Source organism: Bradyrhizobium sp. PRIMUS42, assembly GCF_023006515.1.
GTDB lineage: Bacteria > Pseudomonadota > Alphaproteobacteria > Rhizobiales > Xanthobacteraceae > Bradyrhizobium.
Map to the genome: position 1 here is coordinate 1 of NZ_JALBGZ010000588.1, position 3,910 is coordinate 3,910.

Annotated in this window: 5 protein-coding genes; 2 read left to right on the forward strand and 3 right to left on the reverse strand. The window is 65.3% G+C overall.

Annotated elements, in window-relative coordinates; genetic code table 11:
* The coding region (locus tag MOV75_RS29870) for a LysR substrate-binding domain-containing protein (protein WP_247007115.1) at window positions 1–725 on the forward strand (725 nt) is incomplete at its 5' end.
* Window positions 726–858: 133 nt separating this feature from the next.
* Here the strand turns inward: MOV75_RS29870 and MOV75_RS29875 are convergent.
* Window positions 859–1,479: a glutathione S-transferase family protein gene (locus MOV75_RS29875; protein WP_246929480.1), complete on the reverse strand. Its 621-nt coding sequence runs from the start codon at window positions 1,477–1,479 to the stop codon at window positions 859–861.
* Between the two features lie 125 nt (window positions 1,480–1,604).
* Between MOV75_RS29875 and MOV75_RS29880 the strand changes: the two genes are divergently transcribed.
* Window positions 1,605–2,885, forward strand: coding sequence for a flavin-dependent oxidoreductase (locus MOV75_RS29880; protein ID WP_246929477.1), 1,281 nt, complete (start codon window positions 1,605–1,607; stop codon window positions 2,883–2,885).
* Between the two features lie 208 nt (window positions 2,886–3,093).
* On the opposite strand, the gene MOV75_RS29885 is transcribed toward MOV75_RS29880, so the two are convergent.
* Both MOV75_RS29885 and MOV75_RS29890 read right to left on the reverse strand, forming a co-directional pair.
* Complete coding sequence (locus MOV75_RS29885) at window positions 3,094–3,516, reverse strand: PaaI family thioesterase (protein WP_246929476.1); 423 nt, start codon at window positions 3,514–3,516, stop codon at window positions 3,094–3,096.
* A 68-nt stretch (window positions 3,517–3,584) separates the two neighbouring features.
* On the reverse strand, window positions 3,585–3,910 hold a 326-nt coding region (locus tag MOV75_RS29890), incomplete at its 5' end, for an NUDIX domain-containing protein (RefSeq protein ID WP_247007117.1).

Below are 3,910 nucleotides of genomic sequence, written 5' to 3' on the forward strand. Positions count from 1 at the left end.
AGGCCTTGCGCGCGCCGCTCGCTCAGGCGCTCGACCAGGTGCGCGGGCTGTTCGTGCCTGACGAGTTCGACGCGGCACGCAGCGAGCGGCAATTCCGCCTGATGATGCCCGACCTGGCAGTCGAGCTGCTGATGCCGCCGCTCATGGAGAAGGTGACGCGTCTTGCGCCCAACGTCCGCGTCGACGTCGTGCCGTGGCGGGGATCAGCGATCTTCCACGCCGAATTCGCCCGCACCATCGACCTCGTGATCTCGATTGGCAATGCCTTCAAGGGTTTTCACCGCCAATTGCTCTACACCGATAGCGACGCGCTGGCGGTGCGGCGCGGCCACCCGATGGCTACGAAGCTGAAGCGGCGCGAAACCTTCCTGGCCGCACGCCACGTCGGCGTGATCATTCGCGGCAGCAACGAGGATTTGATCGATACCTGGCTGCGAGCCAAGGGCATCGAGCGGCACATCTCGCTGGTCGTCTCAGGCTATCTCGAAGCGCTGCACGTCGCTGCTCGTACCGACCTCGTCGCCTTCGTGCCGCGCCGGCTGATCGCAGCGCTGTCGAAACAACTCGGCCTCGTCGCGGTGACGCCGCCGCTCGACCCAGGGATCGACGAGCAGTTCATGTTCCATCCAACCCGCGCGCAGATGGACCCCGGCTCGATCTGGCTGCGGCGGCTGATGCTGGAAACGGGACGGGAGCTGGAGCAAGCCAAACGCAAGCTATCGTAGGGTGGGCAAAGCGACTTGTCCGCCGTAGCTCGAAGAGCGAAGGCGGAAGCGTGCCCACCCTCTGTCGCGATCGGGAAAAGATCGTGGGCACGGCGCTACGCGCCTTTGCCCACCCTACGAAGCCGCCGCGCCGTTACGCCTTCTGCGCGGCCATCACCTTTGCCACGGCGGGGCGGTCCGACATGCGCTTGAAGTGATCGGCGATCTTCGGCGTTGCGTTGATGTCGACGCTGTCGCCTTCGAGCCAGGTCGAAAGGGTGTAGAGATAGGGATCGCAGATCGTGTACTGATCACCCATCACCCAGGGTCCCCGAAACATCTTTTGCTCCATCAGCGCGAAGCAGGCGGCCATGGTCTGCGGGACCTTAGCCTTCATGTCGGCGAACGAGCTCTCCTCCGTCGCCCAGCGCGCGCCGCGCATCTTGTGGGCATGGTTGATATGCACGGTCGAGCAGAGATAGGAGTTGAACGACTGCACCTGGGCGAAGTCGAAGGGATCGTCGAGCGGCGCGAGCTTCGCCTTGGGGAACGTCTGCGCGAGGTAGGCCAGCATCGCCGGCGTCTCGGTGAGGACACCGCGATCGGTCACCAGCGCCGGCACGCGGCCCTTCGGATTGATCGCGAGATAGTCCGGGCTGGTCTGCTGGTTGTCCTTGAAGCTCAGCCGCTCGGCCGTGTAGTCGGCGCCGGCCTCCTCCAGCGTGATGTAGGTGGCGAGCGCGCAGGTGCCGGTGGCGTAGTAGAGCTTGAGCATGTCGGACCTCATGGGAAAACCCGAGGTTAACGGCCCCTCGCCGCGCCGTCCATAGGGACCTCTTCGCAGTTGCCCACGGCGGCCCGGCCGTGCCAAGACGCCGTCAATCGAAGGGGGAATTTGTCATGACCGTACTCATCGCCGGTGGCGGTATCGGCGGGTTGACGCTTGCGCTCAGCCTGCACCAGATCGGCGTTCCCGTAAAAGTGTTCGAGAGCGTCGCCGAGCTGAAGCCGCTCGGCGTCGGCATCAACGTGCTGCCGCATGCGGTGCGTGAGCTGATCGAGCTGGGCTTGATGGACAAGTTGGACGCCAGCGGCGTGCGGACCCGTGAGCTCGCCTATTTCTCCAAGCACGGCAAGCCGATCTGGAGCGAGCCGCGCGGGCTGGAAGCCGGCTATAAATGGCCGCAATTCTCGATCCATCGCGGCACGCTGCAGCAGCTCCTGCTCGACACCGCGGTCGAGCGGCTCGGCCGAGAGAACATTCTCACCAGCCACCATCTGACCGGCTGGAGCGAGACGGCCGAGGGCGTGCGCGCCGACTTCATCGACAGGGCAACCGGCAAGGCCGCGGGAACTTACGACGGCGCGATCCTGATCGCCGCCGATGGCATCCATTCCGCCGCGCGCGAAAAGCTCTATCCGGGCGAAGGCCCGCCGATCTGGAACGGGCGCATCCTCTGGCGCGGCGTCACGCCGGCAAAAGCCTTCCTCACCGGCCGCACCATGATCATGGCCGGGCACGAGATCCTGAAATTCGTCTGCTATCCGATCAGCAAGGCGCCGGACGCGTCCGGCGATCATCTGATCAACTGGGTCGCCGAGCGCCACATGCCGCCGACCTATCAATGGCGGCGCGAGGACTACAACCGCACCGCGCGGCTCGAGGAGTTTCTGCCCTGGTTCGAGAGCTGGCAATTCGACTGGCTCGACGTGCCCGGCCTGATCAAGAACTGCCCGCACGCCTATGAATATCCGCTGGTGGACCGCGATCCGGTCTCGCAATGGACCTTTGGCAAGGTCACGCTGATGGGCGATGCCGCGCACCCGATGTACCCGATCGGATCGAACGGCGCCTCGCAGGCGATCCTCGATGCCCGCACCATCACCCGCGAGATTCTCGCGCATGGACCGACGACCGCGGCGCTGCTCGCCTATGAGGCCGAGCGCCGGCCCGCAACCACCGACCTCGTCCTGCTCAACCGCAAGAACGGCCCCGAACAGGTGATGCAGCTCGTCGAGGAGCGCGCGCCCGACGGCTTTGAGGTCGTCACCGACGTGCTGTCGCAGCAGGAGCTGGAAGACATCGCCGCCAACTACAAGCGCGTCGCGGGATTCCAGGTGGAAGCGTTGAACGCGAAGCCGCCGATCGTGAGCAAGGACGCCAGGCGGATTGAGACGTGAGTTTCTGCACCAGGCGAGATGCGCATGACTGTGCCCTCGCCCTTGTGGGAGAGGGCGGCGACGCCGGTAGACACAACCTCACTTGGGTGAGAGGTCTCTCTCGGCGCGCGCATCTCGCGATTTGAATCCGCGGAGAGATACCTCTCATCCGGCGCTTCGCGCCACCTTCTCCCACAAGGTGAGAAGGGGTACCGCATGCGCGACGAGACTATTTTCCGACCACCCTCGCCGCTTCCAGCAGCCGCTCGCTCGCGCTCGCCGTCGCCAGCACGGTGCCGTCTTCGGACATCAGCTTGCCCTCGACGAACGCGATGGTCTTGCCGAGTTGCGTCACCTTGGCCTCGCCGACGATCGGTCCCGGCCTTGCGGGGCTGAGGAAATTCACGGTCATGCTGATGGTCGTCGTGTAGAGCCGGCCCTCGCTCATCACCAGCACGGCGGGGCCCATGGTGTCGTCGAGCATGGCCGAGAGCATGCCCCCCTGGATGAAGCCGGCGGGATTGCAGAACTCCGGCTTGCCCTCGAAGGCGAGCTTGATCCAGCCCTCCTCGGGGCGGGCATCGAGCAGGCGCCAGCCGAGCAACTCGGCGCAGGGTGGCCTTGGAAAGTTGTCGAGCGCGGTCTTGACCATGGTAGCCTCCGTTGCCGTCAACCGATAGCGCAAGCCCTGCTGACGGCATAGTGTCAGCAGATCCAGTCCTAGAGATCCAATCCGTGCGCGATCACCTTGCGCATGACGTTGGGCAGCGCTTCGCCGGCAAGGGTTGCGATCGGGACCCAGCGCATGCCCTCGGGCGCGCGCGTCCGGGCGTCGGCCTTGGCAGTGTAGATCACCAGCTCCAGCGGAAAATGCGTGAAGACGTGGTTGACCACGCCCAGCTTGCGCTGCCAGCGCGACAACCCCTTCAGTGTGGGAGCCTGCTGCTTCGCGGCCGCATCATCCTGGCCGGCGAGCCAGTCCGAGCCGGGCACTTCCGTCATGCCGCCGAGCAGGCCCTTCTCCGGCCGTGAGCGGACGAGCAACT

What these genes read in the sequence shown, in the direction of transcription:
- MOV75_RS29875 (WP_246929480.1), bottom strand. Translation starts at nt 1,479, where the DNA reads ATGCTCAAGCTCTACTACGCCACCGGCACCTGCGCGCTCGCCACCTAC.
- MOV75_RS29880 (WP_246929477.1), top strand. Translation starts at nt 1,605, where the DNA reads ATGACCGTACTCATCGCCGGTGGCGGTATCGGCGGGTTGACGCTTGCG.
- MOV75_RS29885 (WP_246929476.1), bottom strand. Translation starts at nt 3,516, where the DNA reads ATGGTCAAGACCGCGCTCGACAACTTTCCAAGGCCACCCTGCGCCGAG.